Here is a 16,281-nt window from a genome sequence, read left to right as displayed (position 1 = left end):
TGCGGACCGGCGAACACACGCGGGCACGACCGGGTGCGGGAGGTGCCTGCCGCGTGATCGAGGAAGCGTTCACCCCCGAACCCCGTCCCGCCTGGATCGCCGGGCTGCCCGAGCAGGGCGCGAGCACGCTCGAGGTGACCCACCCGTTCGACGGCAGCGAGGTGGCCACGGTCGCCGTGCCCGGCCCGGAGCAGGTCGAGCGCGCGGTGGCGAAGGCCGCCGCGGTGGCCGCCGAGTTCCGCCGCCGCCCGGCGCACCAGCACGCCGCGGTGCTCGAGCACGTGTCGCGGGCGCTCACCGAACGCGCCGAGGAGATCGCCGAGGTGATCACCGCGGAGAACGGCAAGCCGCTGAAGTGGTCGGAGGTCGAGGTGCGGCGCGCGATCTCGGTGTTCCGGATCGCCGCCGAGGAGGCCCGCCGGTTCGACGGGCAGCTGCAGCGGCTGGACACCGACGAAGGCGGTGAGGGCAGGCTGGCGCTGGTCCGGCGGGTGCCACGCGGACCGGTGCTCGGCATCGCGCCGTTCAACTTCCCGCTGAACCTGGTGGCGCACAAGGTCGCGCCCGCGCTCGCGGTCGGTGCGCCGATCATCGTCAAGCCCGCGCCGCGCACCCCGCTGTCGGCGTTGATCCTCGGGGAGATCCTGGCCGAGACGGACCTGCCGGACGGCGCGTTTTCCGTGCTGCCGCTGGGAAACGAGGAAACCTCGGCACTGGTGGCCGATCCCCGGCTGCCGGTGGTGTCGTTCACCGGCTCCGGCCCGGTCGGCTGGTCGATCGCCGACGCGGCCGCGCGCAAGCACGTGGTGCTCGAACTCGGCGGCAACGCGGCGGCCGTGGTACTGGCCGACTGGCCGGACCTCGCCGGGGCCGCGCGGCGCATCGCCACCTTCGGCAACTACCAGGCAGGCCAGTCGTGCATCGCGGTGCAGCGGGTGATCGTCGAGCGCGCCGTCGCCGACGAGTTCGTGCCCGTGCTGACCGAGGCGGTGCGCGGGCTGCGGACGGGCGACCCGTACGACACCGAGGTCGAGGTCGGCCCCGTGGTGGACGAAGCCGCGGCTGCCCGGATCGTTACCTGGATCGGTGAAGCCGTCGACGCGGGCGCGCGCGTGCTGACCGGTGGTGGCCGGACGGGCGCGACGGTCGAACCGACCTTGCTCACCGACGTGCCGCCGGAGGCAAAAGTATGGGCGGAAGAAGTGTTCGGGCCGGTGCTCGCGATTTCCGTGGTGGATTCCGCCGACGCCGCCTTCGCCGCGGTGAACGATTCGCGATACGGGCTCCAGGCAGGCGTTTTCACGCGTGATGTCGGGCTCGCCTTCCGCGCGTCGGCGGAACTGGAGACCGGCGGGGTGATCATCGGTGACGTGCCGTCCTACCGCGCCGACCAGATGCCGTATGGCGGGGTCAAGGGCTCGGGACGGGGCCGCGAAGGCGTGCCGGCGGCGATGGCGGACCTGACGGAGGAGAAGGTAACCGTACTGACCGGCATCACTCTTTAGGACTAATACAGTTCAAGGTCAGCGCATATAGTAATTCCCATACCTCCATTCGTGCGGTACCTTCAGCCAAGGTTCCTTGGGGGGAACCTGATCCGGACACCCAGCGTCGCAACCTGCAAAGCACCAGCACAGCTTGCGACGAGCGGAAAAGGTTGGCTGCGCCGCCACCGGCGCATTCACGAGGGAGGAAGCGATATGAGCACGCCCACGGAGGAACTGGTCCCGGAGGACGAAACCACCCCGGACGGCCCGCGCAACACCGCCACCGACCCGACGACCCAGGGCCCGCGCAACACCAGCACCGACCCGACCACGCAGGGTCCGCGCAACACCAGCACGAACCCGACCACCCAGGGGCCGCGCAACACCAGCACCGACCCCACGACCCAGGGCCCGCGCAACACCAGCGTCCCCGCGTCCTGAGGTCACTCAGGTAGCTGAAGTCACCGAGGTCGTCACCGTAGCCTTCCGCCGGGCGGGATCCCCCCGCCCGGCGGACTTCGTTCACCGGCCTCATGTGGTCTGATAGTCGAGTGGCCGCTTCTACCGATTCCGGAGCGACCCGGCGGCACCGGCGTCCCCGTGCCCGCGAAGCGGTACTGGACCAGGTAGCCGAACTGCACGAAACGGCCGTGCGGATCCGGCACGCCGGCCGCGAACGCGAGGCGATGCGCCTGTTCCGGCGCGGTCTCGCCCTGCTGGAGACGATCTCCGCCGAAGCCGAAACCGACGCGCGCTGGCTCGCGCTGCACATCGAGCTGTGGATCCGGCTCGCCTACTCCGAAGCCGAGTTCGGCACCGTCGCCGACGGCCTCGCCCGCCTCGACGCGGTGCGCCCCCGGCTGGCCGAGCTGCCGGAGGGGCCGGTCCAAACCGAACTCCGCGGCTTCATGGACCACATCCACGGCACGCTGCTGGGCCGCGCGGGCTGGGACGAGGCCAGCCTGCCGCTGATGGAGTCGGCGATCACGCACCGCAGGCGGCTGGTCGCCGAAGCCGGCGACGGTGACCGCGAACGGCTGACCGAGGCGCTGGTGGCGTCGGTCAGCAACCGCGGTCTGTCCTTTGTCATTCTCGGCAGGCTCGCCGAAGCGCGGCGGGACCTCGACTACGCGAGCGAGCTGGCCGCGGAGTACGACTTCCCGCAGAAAACCGCCTACCTCCAGCACATGCTGGGCGATCTGGAGAAGCGGCTCGGCAGGCTGCCGCAGGCGCTGTACCACTACGGCGAAGCCGAGCGCGCCTATCTCGAACTCGGCCCCGACATGCTCTACCGGCTGCGGATCGACCAGGCGCAGGCGCTGCTCGGCGCCGGGCTGGCGGTGGAAGCCGGGCGGCACCTGGACGAGGTGCTGCCGCAGATGCGCCGCCAGCGGGTCAGCCAGGATCTCGGTGAGGCCGAGCTGTTCCGCGCGGCCGCCGCCCTGCTCGAAGGTGATCTGCAGACCGCGCAACAGCTCGCGGGCTCGGCGCAGCGGCGGATGCGGCGGCGTGGCACCGAGGGCTGGGCGACCGTCGCGGAGTTGCTCGGCCTGCGGGTGCGCACGATGCGCGCGCTGTCCAGCGGCCGGGTGCCCGCCGCGCTGGTGTCCACCGCGGGACAGCTCGCCGCGCGACTGTCCGATCTGCGCCTCGGCGAGGACGCCGCGTTGGCGAGAACCCTTGCCGCGCAACTGGAAGTGCGTCGCGGCCGGGTCGACCACGCGAGTGAGCTGCTGCGCCGCGTGCCTCGCCCGAAGCCGCACACCCCGCTCGAGCACCGCATGCTGCTGCGCCTGTGCAAGGCGGAACTGGCGGCGGCGCAGGGCAACCGGCGCCGGGCGTTCGCGCAGGCGCGGGCCGGGCTGGCCGAGCTGGGGCAGGCCCGTGACCGCATGGGCGGGCTGGAGCTGGTCTCCGGCACCGCGCTGCACGGCCAGGAATTGGGCGACCTGGCGATGCGGCTGGTGCTCGACGGCGGCGAGTCGGCCACCGAGGCCCGTCAGCTGTTCAACTGGCTGGAGCGCACGCGGGCGCAGATGTACCGCTACGAGCAGGTGTCGGGGCTGGAGAACACGCAGCTGGTCGAGTCGATCGCGGAGATCCGGCACGTCGGGCACGCGCTGCGCGAGGCCAAGCTGGACGGCAGGCCGGTCGCCGGGCTGCAGGCCCGCTACAACGAACTGCGGCACGCGGCGACGCGGCTCGGCTGGCACGCGGCGACCCGCTGGGGACGGCCGCGTCCGGTCGCCACGGTCGAGGACGTCGCGGCCCGCCTCGGCGACCGCGTGCTGATCAGCTTCGCGGCCTCCGGTGACAAGCTGCTCGCGGTGGTGGTGCACGACGGCCGGGTGCGGATCGTCCGGCTGGGCTCGGCACGCGAGGCCGCCGAGCGGACGCGGCGGCTGCACGCCGACCTGAACGCGATGGCGCCCGACCACCTGGCGGAGCCGCTGCTGCAGGCGATCTCGGCTTCGGCGCGCAAGGAGGCCGACCTGCTCGACGCGCAGCTGATGCGGCCGCTGCTGGGCATTCTCGGTGATCGCGAAGCCGTGCTCGTGCCGACGGGTGCGCTGTACGCGGTGCCGTGGAACGTGCTGGGCTCGCTGCGGTACCGGCCGATCGTGGTGGCCCCGTCGGCGACGGCGTGGCTGGCCGCGGCCAAGCCGGAGTCCGACGCCGAGGGCACCGTGCTGGTGCGCGGCCCGAACCTGCTGGCGGCGACCGGCGAGATCGACAAGCTGGCGGCCCACCACCGGCACGCCACGCAGTACGCGGCCGAGCGCGCCGACGTGCGCACGGTGCTCGACGCGCTCGACGGCGTGGACCTCGCGCACATCGCCGCGCACGGCTCACACGAGCCGGACAACGCGTTGTTCTCGAAGCTCGAACTGGCCGACGGCGCGCTGTTCGCGCACGAGGTCGCCGCGCTGCGAAGACCACCGCGGCAGGTCGTGCTGGCGGCCTGCGAACTCGCGCTGAACCTGATCCGGCCGGGCGACGAGGCGCTCGGCTTCGCCGGCGCGCTGCTGGCGAGCGGGACCCGCACCGTGGTCGCCGCGGCCAGCCGGGTCGGCGACCACCCCGCGGCCGCCGCCATGGACGACTACCACCGCGCGCTGGCCGCCAACGTGCCACCGGCCACCGCCCTCGCCGACGCCGTCGGGGTCGATCCCCTGCGCCGCCCGTTCATCTGCCTCGGCTCCGGCGGCTCCTGAGTTACTGACGCCCACCCTGACCCGGTACCGCCTAACCGGAGAACTCGTCAACCTGTCTGGCATCATTTTGTCAGCACCTCGCATTTGGCACCAACTTCGCTCTACTCCAGGCCAGCCGCCAGTCATGCGCCACCCACACGATCAGATCAGCGCAGACGGGAGGAAATTCTTATAATTTATCAAATTTGGGCTTCGGGGCAATAATGGGCGCGCGGGTTTCATTGATGTGCAACCAATCAGGCGCCTCGACTGAAAGAAGCTTACGACGCACTTCAATCAATCCTTGTTGCGCCGCCTCATTGAGGGCATGCTCCAACTCGACGACCGCCACCGTGGGATACTTCTCCAATTGACGCTGTATTCGCTGCGCTTTCGCACTCGGCTTGAGATAGTAAGGCGCCTTGTCGTGCCGACCAACAGTCAAGATCGCCCCAGCGACAGCTTCGTAGCCATCATTGAATAGGCCCATAAATCCGTCAGGGTCGGGAAGTACCGCCAGATGAAGGGTATTGAAACGGCGCTGGAGCGGGCTCAGGTCAGTCGCCTCGGGAACAATGCCGATTCGCAGACCTTTGCCATCCTCAAGCTGATGCCAATTGCTCTTGATCGTCGCTCCAGCAAACCGTTGCTTATTTCCATCACTCAGGAATATATCAGTTTTCCAAACTTTCTTAATTCGATCACGCAACCGCGGCTCGGCTACCATTCCTTCAGCCGCAATAGGAACCCACGCCCCAAAGGTGAACGGATGCCCTTGACCGTCAGGCAGAAGAACAGCGTCACCACTGGCATTATCTACGACAGCGTCCGCGAAGCCCAGATATCGCGACCTCTCATGTCCAAACATTAACGAAGTGGGTGTTTCAATCGATTTAAATGATTTAGGACTCACCCGTCGCAGAACTTCCGAAATACGCTCGGTCACGCGCCATTCTCCACCAACAATGGCTTCATGTACTGCCCATTCGAAGCCATCGCCACGCATCCCCTTGTCACGATGGAGCCGTGCGACCTTAGCCAGCTGACGAAGAGTAACCTCGCTCCTATCGCAGTTGAGGTCTTCGAGATCATCCTTACCAAGTTGGTCGAGCAGCGCGCGCAGGACTGATCGACTAACGGCGTACAGCGCTCTCCCATACTCGTCAACCGGCTCCGCTTGCCCCAGGAACGTGACCTCAGCCATAGAAGAAGGATGTCACGACGTTGCCGGGATTCCACACCGGCCCGCCCCATGGCCTCCCGACCACGCCGCCTGCCTCCCACAGTGCCTGCTTCTGCCCGCAAAGCGGATTCGGACATGAGGGCGCATTTCGGGCGCGCCCCGGCCCCCGAACGAAGGGTGAGCGAGGACTCCGCTCAGGCCAACGGCAGCCGCAGCGCGCCCGGTGCCTCCACCGGGACCGCCGGATGCTTCGGCGCGACCGGCGCCAGCCGCCGGTACCCGGCCGACTGGGCGGGCCGCGGGTCCGCCTCGCCCTTGTTCGGCCAGAACGACATGGCGCGCTCCGCCTGCGCGGTGATCGTCAGCGACGGGTTCACGCCGAGGTTCGCGGTGATCGCCGATCCATCCACAATGGACAGACCGGGGTGGCCGAACACCCGGTGGTACGGGTCGATCACGCCGGACGCGGCGTCCGTGCCGATCGGTGCGCCGCCGATGAAGTGCGCGGTCAGCGGGATGTCGAACACCTCGCCCCAGGTCCCGCCCGCGATGCCGTCGATGTGCTCGGCGGTGCGCAGGTTGGCCTCGTGCCCAGCCGGGATGAACGACGGGTTCGGCTCGCCGTGCCCCTGCTTCGAGGTGTACTTGCGCCGGCCGAACAGCCCGCGCCTGGTGTAGGTGGTGATCGAGTTGTCCAGGCTCTGCATCACCAGCAGGATCACCGTGCGCTCGCTCCACCGGTACCCGTTGAGCAGCTTCGCCGACTGGATCGGGTGGCGAACCAGGAACCGCACCGCCTGCCGCCAGCGCGGCACCGGCGAAGCACCGTCGGTGGCGATCGTCTGCAGCAGGCTCATCGCATTGCTGCCCTTGCCGTAGCGCACCGGCTCGATGTGCGTGGTCTCGTCCGGGTGGATCGACGACGTGATCGCCACCCCGCGGGTGAAGTCGCGCGCCGGGTCCACCGTCGGCCGCCCGGAGCCGATGATCGCCTCGGAGTTCGTCCTGGTCAGCTCGCCCAGCCTGGGCGACAGCCGCGGCAGCGCGCCGGTGTCCTTCATCCGGTGCAGCAGGTTCTGCGTGCCCCAGGTCCCGGCGGCGAGCACCACCTGGCCCGCGGTCACCGTGGTCTGGAACCGCGCCGAGGTCTTCCCGGTCTTGCGCAGGTCCACCTCGAACGAACCGTCGGCCCGCTCGCGCAGCGCGGTCACCGTGGTCAGCGGGATCACCTTCGCCCCGGCCCGCTCCGCCAGGTACAGGTAGTTCTTGACCAGCGTGTTCTTCGCGCCCACCCGGCAGCCGGTCATGCACGAACCGCATTCCGTGCAGCCGGTCCGCGCCGGGCCCGCCCCGCCGAAGTACGGGTCGGCGACCCGCTTGCCGGGCTCGCCGAAGTACACCCCGACCGGCGTCGGGTGGTACGAATCCGCGACGCCCAGGTCCGCGGCGACCTTCTGCATCACCTCGTCGGACGGCGTGACCGTCGGGTTCGTCACCACGCCCAGCATCCGGCTCGCCTGGTCGTAGTGCGGGCCGAGTTCGGCCTCCCAGTCGGTGATGTGCGCCCACTGCTGGTCGGTGTAGAACGGCTTGAGCGGCCGGTACAGCGTGTTCGCGTAGACCAGCGACCCACCGCCGACCCCGGCGCCCGCCAGCACCATCACGTCCTTGAGCAGGTGGATCCGCTGGATCCCGAAGCACCCGAGCTGCGGCGCCCACAGGTAGCGCCGCACGTCCCATGAGGTCTTCGCGAATTCGTCGTCGGCGAAGCGGCGGCCCGCTTCGATCACCGCGACCCGGTAACCCTTTTCGGTCAGCCGGAGCGCGGCGACGCTGCCGCCGAACCCGGAGCCGACCACTACGACGTCGTAGTCCGTGGTGGTGTTACGAGCAGTCACAGGTAAAACCATAACCCGCGGGCGGCTTCCTGACTACCAGTAAGTTACTGGCGGGTTAGAGCTCGGCGGCGGCTCAGCCGCGGATGGTCAGGCCGACCTTCTGGAACTCCTTCAGGTCGGAGTAACCGGTCTTGGCCATCGCCCGCCGCAGCGCGCCGAACAGGTTGACCACGCCCTCGGCGTCCGAAGACGGCCCGAACAGCAGGGTCTTCAGGTCCACGGCGTAGTCCGGGCCCGCCGCCACGCGCGAACGCGGCAGGGACGGGTGCGCGGCCGCGGCCGTCCAGTAGAGCCCCTGACCGGGCGCCTCGGTGGCGGCCGCCAGCGGCGCGCCGAGCATGACCGCGTCCGCGCCGCAGGCGATCGCCTTGGCGATGTCACCGGAGACGTTGATGCCGCCGTCGGCGAGCACGTGCACGTACCGGCCGCCGGTCTCGTCGAGGTAGTCGCGCCGCGCCGCCGCCGCGTCGATGATCGCGGTCGCCATCGGCGCGCCGATGCCGAGCACGCGGTCGGTGCTGGTCACGCCGGGGCTGGCGCCGTGCCCGACGATCACGCCCGCCGCGCCGGTGCGCATCAGGTGCATCGCGGTCCGGTAGTCGCCGACCCCGCCGGCGATCACCGGCACGTCGAGGTCGGAGATGAACTGCTTGAGGTTCAGCGGGTCGCCGTCGCGCACCACGTGCTCGGCGGAGACGATCGTGCCCTGCACCACCAGGATCTCCACGCCGGCGGCGAGCAGGTCGGGCGTCAGCTCGGCGGCGTGCTGCGGGCTCACCCGCACCGCCACCGTCACACCCGCCTCGCGGACCGTGCGGATCGCCTCGGAGATCAGGTCGATCCGGATCGGCGCCGAGTGCAGCTCCTGGAGCACGCGGGTGAGCGCGGTCGGGTCGCCGTCGCCCTCCTCGGCCGCGCGCACGATCCGGAACATCGCCTCTTCGACGTCCGGCTGGCGCGCCCACAGCCCCTCGGCGTTGAGCACGCCGAGCCCGCCCAGCTCACCGACCGCCACCGCGGTGCCCGGCGAGACGATCGCGTCCGTCGGGTGCGTCACCAGCGGCAGGTCGAACTGGTAGGCGTCGATCTTCCAGGCAGTGGAGACCACCTTCGACGACCGGGTGCGCCGCGAGGGCACGATCTCGATGTCGTCGAGGTCGTACGCCCGCCGAGCGGTACGGCCCATCCCGATCTCGACCAGATCCCGCACGTGACGTCCCTTCTCGAACACGATGTTCCAGCGCACATTGTGTCTAGCCGCCCCGGCGGCGGCTCGCGGGGGTACGCCAGTTCCGCGTGCTCCTAGCGCGTGGTGTAGTTCGGCGCCTCGACGGTCATCGTGATGTCGTGCGGGTGGCTCTCCTTCAGCCCGGCCGCGGTGATCCGCACCAGCTGGGCCTCCTGCAGCTCGGCGACCGTGCGCGCACCCGCGTACCCCATGCCCGAGCGCAGCCCGCCGACGAGCTGGTGGACCACAGTGGACAGCGGGCCGCGGAACGGGATCCGGCCCTCGATGCCCTCGGGCACCAGCTTGTCCTCGGAGAGCACGTCGTCCTGCGCGTAGCGGTCCTTGGAGTACGACTTCGCCTCACCGCGCGACTGCATCGCGCCCAGCGAGCCCATGCCGCGGTAGGTCTTGAACTGCTTGCCGTTGACCAGGATCAGGTCGCCCGGCGCCTCGGCGGTGCCGGCCAGCAGGCTGCCCAGCATGACCGTGGACGCCCCGGTGGCCAGCGCCTTGACGATGTCGCCGGAGTACTGGATGCCGCCGTCGCCGATCACCGGCACCCCGGCCGGGCGGCAGGCCTGGTCGGCTTCGTAGATCGCCGAGATCTGCGGCACACCGACCCCGGCGACCACGCGCGTGGTGCAGATGGAGCCGGGGCCGACGCCGACCTTCACCCCGTCCGCGCCCGCTTCGACCAGCGCCTGCGCACCGGCACGGGTGGCCACGTTGCCGCCGACCACGTCGACGGTGTCGCCGAGTTCCTTCTTCAGCAGGGACACCGTGTCCACCACGGCCCGCGAGTGCCCGTGCGCGGTGTCCACCATCAGCACGTCCACGCCCGCGTCGGCCAGCGCCATCGCGCGCTGGTGCCCGTCGGCGCCGACGCCGACCGCCGCGCCGACGATCAGCCTGCCGTCGGGGTCCTTGGTGGCCATCGGGAACTGCTCGGTCTTGACGAAGTCCTTGACCGTGATCAGCCCGCGCAGCTTGCCGGCGCCGTCCACGATCGGCAGCTTCTCGATCTTGTGGCGGCGCAGCAGCCCGAGCGCCGCGTCCGCGGTCACGCCCACCTGCGCGGTGACCAGCGGCGTGCGCGTCATCACCTCGCTGACCGGGCGGCTGTGGTCCACCTCGAAGCGCATGTCGCGGTTGGTGATGATGCCCACCAGCGTGCCCGCCGCGTCGGTCACCGGCACCCCGGAGATCCGGTAGCGGGCGCACAGCGAGTCCACCTCGGACAGGGTGTCCTCCGGGGAGCAGGTCACCGGATCGGTCACCATGCCTGCCTCGGAGCGCTTGACCACCTCCACCGCGGTGGCCTGCTCCTCGATCGGCAGGTTGCGCTGGAGCACGCCCATGCCGCCCTGGCGGGCCATCGCGATGGCCATCCTGGCCTCGGTCACCGTGTCCATCGCGGCGGAGACCAGCGGGATGCGCAGGCTGACGTTGCGGGAGAGCCGCGTCGTGGTGTCCACCGAACTGGGCACCACGTCCGATTCCGCCGGCAGCAGCAACACGTCGTCGAAGGTCAGCCCGAGCATGGCGAACTTGGTCGGGAAGGTGGCGGAGTGCTCGCTGGTCATGGCTGGCTGTTGGCCTTCCTGGCGCGGGTGAGGGGTGGGTGGAAGCGACTCGGCGCGCTTGTAACCGATGGTATCTGGACGCGCCCCGGGGCCCGCCCGGTACCGTGCAGCGCGTGCCGCACGACGTGTTGCCCCCAGACCCGTTCGCCGACGACCCGGACGACCCCGCCAGGGAGGTCGCCGGGCTGGACGACGACGTGACCGAGCCGATCACCGCCGACGAGCGCACCGAGCTGCTCGCCGACCTGTCCGATCTGGCCGTGTACCAGGCCCTGCTCGCCCCACGGGGCGTGCGGGGCATCGTCGTGGACTGCGGCGAATGCGACCAGCCTCACTACCACGACTGGCAGTTGCTCCGGGCCAGCCTCGAACAGCTGCTCAACGACGGGCGCATGCGCCCGCACGAGCCGGCGTTCGACCCGAACCCGGCCGACTACGTGAGCTGGGACTACTGCCGCGGGTTCGCCGACGGGGTCACGACCACCGAAAGCGCCTACTGAGCAAGCAACAAAAAGGCCCCCGGCACGTGCCGGGGGCCTTTTTGTTGCCTTCGTTACGGAACGCCTGCTTCGGCGGGCGCGTTGCCCTCGACGGCGTTGCCCTGCTGGCCACCGCCGGTGTTCGGCTCCGAGCCACCACCCGAGCTGATCGGGGTGGTCGACGACGGCGGCGGGCTCGACGGCTCCGGCGGGTTGCTGGTCGGCGCCGTGTTGTCCGGCGGCAGCGTCGTCGGGTCGACGTGCGTCGGCGGCAGCGGGCTGTCCACCACCGGCGGGGTGCCGGTGGGCGAGGTGCCCGTCTGCGTGGTGCCCGGCTCGGTGGTGCCCGGCTTGCTCGGCGTGTCCGGCTTCGGGTTCTCCAGCCGCGCGCTGAGCTGGCGGTGCTGGGCCATCAGCTGGTCGAGGTTGTCCTCGACGGACACCTGCCGCAGCGCGGCCTGCGCGTCGTCGAGCGCCTTGCGGGCGTCGTCCAGCCTGCCCTCGCTGATCGCGATGTCCGCCGCGTTCAGCTCGCTGCGCACGTGCGCGGCGGCCTCGATCGAGCGGGCGTGATCGGCGTAGAGCACCTTGGTCAGGCCCCACAGCGTGTCGCCGGGCTGGGCGTCGCGCGCGGCGAGCCCGGTGCCGGTGAAGGCGATCGCGAGCACCGCCGCGGCCGCGGCCACCGGGACCAGCAGGCGGCGCTTGCGCCCGCGGTTGCCGTGCTTGTGGGCCAGCGCGGCGGTCTTCACGGTGACCACCGCGGCGTCGGTGTCGATCAGCTCGGGAATGGGCTGGCTGTCGATGTCACGCCGCCACGACAGCAGCAGCGCGTTCAGTTCCTGGTCTCCGAGTGCGTCCGCGACCTGGGGGTCTGACCCGCCCAGTGCGTCGAGCAACGCGTCGTCCGCCTGCACGGCGGACAGGTCGGGCACGGTGCCGGGCCCATCGCCGGACTCACGCTGACCTTCGCGTTCGGTCACTCAGACCACCTCCTCAGCGGCCAGTACCTTGCGCAGCCGCGCGAGCGCGCGGTGCTGGGCCACGCGGACCGCGCCCGGCGTGGAGCCCACCGCTTCGGCGGTCTCCTCGGCGGACAGTCCCACGACCACGCGCAGGACGACGATCTCACGTTGCTTGTCGGGCAGGACCTGCAGCAGTTGCGCCATGCGCTCGTTCAGCTCGCCCTGCAGGGCGCGCTGCTCGGGGCCGACGCCGCCCTCCACCTCGTCCGGGACCTCGGCCACCGGCTCGGCGCGGTTGCGGGCGGCCGCGCGGTGCGCGTCGGCCACCTTGTGCTGGGCGATTCCGTAAACGAACGCCAGGAAGGGGCGCCCTTGATCACGGTACGAGGGCAATGCCGTGAGCACCGCGAGACACACCTCCTGCGCGACATCGTCCGCGGAAGCGAACGAACGTTCCTGCCTACCGACCCTGGCGCGGCAGTACCGCACCACAAGGGGACGGATAGCGGCCAGCAGCCGCTCGACTGCCTGGGGGTCTCCCTCGACAGCGGCGGCGACTGGCTCGTCCAGTCCATCCCCCACATTGGCCATCGCAGACAACAGTCCCGGTGTTACGTCTAGGCGTGCAAAGAGCCCGGCGTGCGGCATACGTCATCCCTCACGCCGGTGACACCCACCGTACCGTCCGGCACCGCTGGCGCTTGCTCACGGTCGTCCTCGGCGCGCCTCGCGTGGCGCGGCCGGGTTCCCATCCCCTCGGTCCTTCAATTTTCAACAACTTACAACGAGTGAGGACGGGGTGATGTTACGGCTGAGCACAAAATGTCCGGCATCCTCCGCTCAGTGGAAGAGGAGGCCGGACAGCAGGTGACCCGGTGGGGTGGGGAGGTCGAGCGTATGCGCTGTTCAGAGCTGGCGGAGCACGGGTTGGTCAGGACACCAGGCCGCGGCGGAAGCCGTGGGCGACGGCCTGCGCGCGGTCGCGCACGCCGAGCTTGCGGAACAGCCGGCGGGCGTGGGTCTTCACGGTGTCCTCGGACAGGTACAGCTCGCGGCCGATCTGCCCGTTGCTCTTGCCTTGGCTCATCCCGCGCAGGACCTGCAGCTCACGCTCGGTCAGCTGGACGCCGGGGTCCGAAGGCTGCCGGGGCGCGGGCACCGAGGTGCTGGCGAGGGTGTGGGCCAGTGCGGCGACGAGCTCCGGCCGGGACGCGTCCCAGCGGAGGTAGCCGCGGGCACCACCGGCGATCGCGGCGGCGATGCTGCCCGCGTCGTCGGGTGCGCCGAACACGATGACGTTCGCCTGGGGGTTCGCGGAGACGAGCCGTCGGGTGGCCTCCACCCCGGTCGGCACCGCGCGCTGGGTACCGACGAGCACGACGTCCACCGGCTGCCGGGAGTACCTGGCCAGCAACTCGTCACCGTGCGCTACGCAGTCGATGCGACTGACCCCTGGAACAGCAGACATCACGCGAGTAAGCCCTTCGCGGACACTGCGTCGGTCGTCGCAGATCAAGACCGTCGTCACGGGGTTTCCTTCCTGCAGCCGGGTGACATTCCATATCCCCTATCGGACGCTTTAGGCCCCACCTTGACACGATCCGGTGGCTTTTTTTGAAATCCTCTAGCCCGGATGTCGGTATGGGTGTGCGCGGTCGAGCCATCAGAGCCCCTGTCGCCTACTCCGGGGCTACACCGGTACCCAGGGTGATTCCCGTGCAAGCCGCCTCCCCCCAGGGTCTGCGCGTAGTAACACTGCGTGCAACACTGTATCCGCTCTGGATCGATGCAGATCGGCATTAGCGGGAACCAAATCCGCGAAAATGAGGGCCGCGGGCCAGGTAAGTGAGCGAAGTTCATATTTGTCGGCCGCCAACCGGGCGTTTCGGACCAGATCGAGTGCCCTCTCCCGCCCAGCGGAATCCCCCACGGCGGCGAGGGCCGTCCCGAGCACCAGATCCGACTTGATCGAATGCCGCAGGGCTCCGCGCTCGCGCGCCAGCCGGGCCGCTCTTGCAGCTGGCGCCACTGCGGCAGCGGCGTCACCGGCAGCCAGCTCGATCTCGGCGCCGACCCAGCCCGCCCGGACCTGAGCCCGCCACCCAGCAACCGGATTGGCGCCTGGACCGGCGGCCGCCTGCCCACCCGCTTCGCCGCTCCCGCCGCTGCCCTGCCCGCCCGATTCGCCGCCCCACCCTTTCCCGTCGGCAACCTCTCCACTGCCGCCGCGCGCCGCCCCGATCCCGTCGGCACCCTCCCCGCCCGCTTCGCCGATCCCCCGCCCCGCTTCGCCACCCTCGCCGCCGACCTTCCCGGCCCTGGCGCCCACCGCCCCAGCCCTCTCGCCGACCTCTCCGCCGCCGCAGGCCATCCCGTGCCCGTCGCCGACCTCCCCGGCCCCAGCATCAACCGCCCCGGCCCCCTCGCTGACCTCCCCGCTGCCGCCGCGGCCCCTCCCGTGCCCGTCGCCGGCCTCGCCACGCTCGTCGCGGACCTTCCCGCGCCCGTTGCCGACCGCCCCGGTCCCCTCGCCGACCTCTCCGCCGCCGTCGGGACCCTCCCCCTGTCCGTCGGCGGCCGGACTGCTCCCGCCGTCCGCGTGCCCGTCGCTGACCTGGTGTTTCCCCACCAATCCTGCTTTTGCCCGCAGAAGTCGAGCGACCTTCAGCCGCCCCAGGCCGAGGTTGTCGGCGGCCAGGCCGAGCAGGCCGTCGGCCAGGGCGCCCTCCGCATCCAGGCCGTCCGGATCGCGTTCATCACGCTTTCCCAGCGCGGCAGTGGCCCATGCCACCGCCAGACCGTCGTAAGCTAGCGCCGCCGCATGGCCGCCCAGTTGGCGCCGGTGCGCGGCGAAAGCGGCCGCCGCGTGGGCCGCCACCACCCGGTCCGCACCCCGCATGAGCTGCTGGAACAGCGTCGCCGCCGCCGCGTATCGCCCCTCGGCGCCAGCCACGATCCCGGCCAGCAACCGCACCCGCCCGGACCCCGAACCTGCTTTTCCCCGCAGAAGCCGCGCGGCACCGGGGTCGTCGCCGAAAGCGGCCTGACGCAGCAGTTCTTCCACCCGGTCAGTCTCGCGGACCGAGCGGACCGAGCAGCACGTACTCCACGCGGTCGACCGCGGCGGCCAGGTCGTCGAGCAGTTCGACCTTCGCCGGGAGCCCCGCGGCGTCCCAGCCGGGCCCGCAGGCGAACAGCCTGCTCCGCTGACGCCCCCGCATGACCCGCGAGAACAACCGCGGGTGCGCCGCGCCCGACCGGCGCGCCCACAGCACCACGGCCGCGGGCGCGGCCCGGCGGACGGCGACCGCCAGCACCTCGGCGGGCAGCGGCGTGGCGAACAGCTGGGTGCCGACGCCCCGGCACGCCAGTTCGGCCGCCAGCGCGTACAGCGCCAGCCCGTCCCGCTCCTCCGGCACGGACGAGAGCAGCACCGGACGGACGTTGCGCGGTTCGTCGAGCACGGGTGTGGCGCGGATCAACGCGGCGAGCACGGCGTCGGCGAGCAGGTACTCGACCTCCGCCCCGGCCGAGTTGCCGCTGCCCCGCCACCGGTCGGCAAGCGCGGTGAGCACCGGCTGCAGCACCCCCGACCACGCCGACAGCACGCCGAACCGCTCGATCGCCTCGGCCAGCGTGCGCTCCACCGCCCGCGAGTCGAGCGCGAGGGCCGCCGTGCTCAGCCGCCGCGCCAGCCGCGACTGCCCGGGGTCACCTGCTTCCGCAAGCAATTGCTCCGTTGAGGGCGGTGGCGGGAGACGGGCGGGCCGGGACGGGACGAGCAGTTCGCCGTCCGGGGTGTCGATGCGCAGGGCGGCGGACATCTCCGGCGCCTTCGGCATGCGTTCGAGCGCATACCGGGCGGCCTCCGCGGTGGACGTGCCCCGCAGCAGCGCCTGCTGCATCAGCTCGAGGCGGCCGATGTCCCGCGGCCCGTAACGGCGGTGACGCCCGCCGACGTGGTGGCTCGGCCCGAGCCCGTAGCGCCGGTCCCACGTCCGCAGCGTGGCCGGCGCGACGCCGAGGCGACGCGCGACGGAAGCGACAGGAAGGCTCGGTTCGCTGGGATCGGACTCGTCCGCAGCAGGCATCACCAAGTGGCCTGCTGCGTGATCCGAGTCGCCCTCTGATCCCACTTGCCCCAATATCCAGGCCGGTCAGAGGGGTGGCAAGCCGGGGCTGTGCGGCCTCTCACACATCCGGGGGATGCCTAACGGCTGAATCGGGCCGGATCTCTTGAACAAGTATTGGCGCGCTTCTAACG

General features: G+C 70.8%; 13 protein-coding genes. 4 read left to right on the top strand and 9 right to left on the bottom strand.

Features of this window, described 5'->3' with window-relative positions; translation table 11 throughout:
* The first annotated feature begins 56 nt into the window (after positions 1-56).
* The 3 genes from A4R43_RS34830 to A4R43_RS34820 all read left to right on the top strand — a co-directional run bounded on the left by A4R43_RS34830 (position 57) and on the right by A4R43_RS34820 (position 4,702).
* Positions 57-1,505 (top strand): aldehyde dehydrogenase family protein, encoded by a 1,449-nt coding sequence (locus A4R43_RS34830; RefSeq protein ID WP_113698082.1) that lies wholly within the window; start codon positions 57-59, stop codon positions 1,503-1,505.
* A gap of 195 nt (positions 1,506-1,700) precedes the next feature.
* Positions 1,701-1,928, top strand: a complete 228-nt coding sequence (locus A4R43_RS34825; protein WP_113695966.1) for a hypothetical protein — start codon at positions 1,701-1,703, stop codon at positions 1,926-1,928.
* A gap of 110 nt (positions 1,929-2,038) precedes the next feature.
* The gene (locus A4R43_RS34820) at positions 2,039-4,702 is read left to right on the top strand and encodes a CHAT domain-containing protein (RefSeq protein ID WP_236808465.1); all 2,664 of its coding nucleotides are present in this window, start codon (positions 2,039-2,041) and stop codon (positions 4,700-4,702) included.
* Positions 4,703-4,871: 169 nt separating this feature from the next.
* Here the strand turns inward: A4R43_RS34820 and A4R43_RS43025 are convergent, their stop codons facing one another.
* The 4 genes from A4R43_RS43025 to guaB form a co-directional block, all read right to left on the bottom strand.
* Complete coding sequence (locus A4R43_RS43025; protein WP_162788699.1) at positions 4,872-5,885, bottom strand: hypothetical protein; 1,014 nt, start codon at positions 5,883-5,885, stop codon at positions 4,872-4,874.
* 173 nt (positions 5,886-6,058) lie between these two features.
* Entirely contained in the window at positions 6,059-7,762 is a 1,704-nt protein-coding gene (locus A4R43_RS34815; RefSeq protein WP_113695964.1) for a GMC family oxidoreductase, read from the bottom strand.
* 73 nt (positions 7,763-7,835) lie between these two features.
* The gene (locus A4R43_RS34810; RefSeq protein WP_113698081.1) at positions 7,836-8,972 is read right to left on the bottom strand and encodes a GuaB3 family IMP dehydrogenase-related protein; all 1,137 of its coding nucleotides are present in this window, start codon (positions 8,970-8,972) and stop codon (positions 7,836-7,838) included.
* 92 nt (positions 8,973-9,064) lie between these two features.
* On the bottom strand, positions 9,065-10,573 hold the full coding sequence (gene guaB / locus A4R43_RS34805) for an IMP dehydrogenase (protein ID WP_113695963.1): 1,509 nt from the start codon (positions 10,571-10,573) through the stop codon (positions 9,065-9,067).
* 104 nt (positions 10,574-10,677) lie between these two features.
* On the opposite strand from guaB, the gene A4R43_RS34800 reads away from it, so the two are divergent.
* Positions 10,678-11,073 carry a DUF5319 domain-containing protein gene (locus A4R43_RS34800; RefSeq protein WP_162788698.1) on the top strand — a complete coding sequence of 132 codons (396 nt, stop codon included), beginning with the start codon at positions 10,678-10,680 and terminating at the stop codon, positions 11,071-11,073.
* A 53-nt stretch (positions 11,074-11,126) separates the two neighbouring features.
* Here A4R43_RS34800 and A4R43_RS34795 read toward each other — a convergent pair whose 3' ends face one another.
* The 5 genes from A4R43_RS34795 to A4R43_RS34775 all read right to left on the bottom strand — a co-directional run bounded on the left by A4R43_RS34795 (position 11,127) and on the right by A4R43_RS34775 (position 16,108).
* Complete coding sequence (locus tag A4R43_RS34795; protein WP_113695962.1) at positions 11,127-12,035, bottom strand: anti-sigma-D factor RsdA; 909 nt, start codon at positions 12,033-12,035, stop codon at positions 11,127-11,129.
* A complete protein-coding gene (locus A4R43_RS34790) occupies positions 12,036-12,608 on the bottom strand; it encodes a sigma-70 family RNA polymerase sigma factor (protein WP_113695961.1) in 573 nt (190 codons plus the stop codon).
* 340 nt (positions 12,609-12,948) lie between these two features.
* A complete protein-coding gene (locus A4R43_RS34785; protein ID WP_003073605.1) occupies positions 12,949-13,545 on the bottom strand; it encodes a response regulator transcription factor in 597 nt (198 codons plus the stop codon).
* 162 nt (positions 13,546-13,707) lie between these two features.
* Complete coding sequence (locus A4R43_RS44680; protein WP_162788697.1) at positions 13,708-15,081, bottom strand: hypothetical protein; 1,374 nt, start codon at positions 15,079-15,081, stop codon at positions 13,708-13,710.
* Between the two features lie 4 nt (positions 15,082-15,085).
* The gene (locus A4R43_RS34775; RefSeq protein WP_113695959.1) at positions 15,086-16,108 is read right to left on the bottom strand and encodes a MerR family transcriptional regulator; all 1,023 of its coding nucleotides are present in this window, start codon (positions 16,106-16,108) and stop codon (positions 15,086-15,088) included.
* Between the last annotated feature and the right edge of the window lie 173 nt (positions 16,109-16,281).

Origin of the sequence: Amycolatopsis albispora (assembly GCF_003312875.1) — a bacterium.
Taxonomy (GTDB): Bacteria; Actinomycetota; Actinomycetes; order Mycobacteriales; family Pseudonocardiaceae; genus Amycolatopsis; species Amycolatopsis albispora.
The sequence above is the reverse complement of the archived record's forward strand: the minus strand, read 5'-3'. Positions and strand labels throughout refer to the sequence as shown.

Coding starts and splice junctions, on each gene's coding strand:
- A4R43_RS34825 (WP_113695966.1), top strand. CDS start 1,701: ATGAGCACGCCCACGGAGGAACTGGTCCCGGAGGACGAAACCACCCCG.
- A4R43_RS43025 (WP_162788699.1), bottom strand. CDS start 5,885: ATGGCTGAGGTCACGTTCCTGGGGCAAGCGGAGCCGGTTGACGAGTAT.
- guaB (WP_113695963.1), bottom strand. CDS start 10,573: ATGACCAGCGAGCACTCCGCCACCTTCCCGACCAAGTTCGCCATGCTC.
- A4R43_RS34790 (WP_113695961.1), bottom strand. CDS start 12,608: ATGGCCAATGTGGGGGATGGACTGGACGAGCCAGTCGCCGCCGCTGTC.
- A4R43_RS34775 (WP_113695959.1), bottom strand. CDS start 16,108: ATGCCTGCTGCGGACGAGTCCGATCCCAGCGAACCGAGCCTTCCTGTC.